At 43.8% G+C, this 587-nt stretch carries 1 pseudogene; it reads right to left on the bottom strand.

The features are described from left to right. Positions 1–207: 207 nt before the first annotated feature. Positions 208–587 (bottom strand): annotated as a pseudogene (locus R7P72_RS25770) (23S rRNA (cytosine(1962)-C(5))-methyltransferase RlmI); the annotation flags it as partial.

Raw genomic sequence — 587 nt, 5'->3', positions numbered from 1 at the left:
TGATATAACCGTAGAAGTGACTGAAAGTGGAGGTAACTCGACATTGACGATTAATAAAGATGGTCAACAGTTAGAAGTTAATTTCGATGGCGCATCGGCCGCAGATATCGCCAACAGCTTAATCAGTAATCTCGAACAGTTGAGAGAATAAGAAAAACGGAGCGAAAGCTCCGTTTTTATGTCGTTCCGATAATCGCCAAAGAGCGATTAAAGCACTTTACAAGCAAAGCCTTTTAGGTAGAAACCTTCTGGGTATGCCGTGTCGGTTGGGTGATCTGCGGCTTGTTCAAAGCGCTCAACAAATTTCACTTGGCGGTTTGCGTCTACCGCTGCGTCAGCAATGATTTTTTGGAACAAAACTTGGTCCATTAAGCCAGAGCAAGAGTAGGTCAGTAGCGTGCCACCAGGTTTTAGAATTTGCATCGCCAACATATTGATGTCTTTGTAACCACGACATGCGCCATTTAGTTGCGCTTTGCTTTCTGCAAACTTAGGTGGATCCATGATAACCACATCAAACTGAGTACCTTGGTCACGGTATTCACGAAGCAGTTTAAATACATCTGCGTTTAAGAAAACAGCGCGCT

The sequence above is a fragment of the Vibrio sp. Vb0888 genome, assembly GCF_033338835.1.
Classification (GTDB): Bacteria; Pseudomonadota; Gammaproteobacteria; order Enterobacterales; family Vibrionaceae; genus Vibrio; species Vibrio alginolyticus.
The sequence above is the reverse complement of the archived record's forward strand: the minus strand, read 5'-3'. Positions and strand labels throughout refer to the sequence as shown.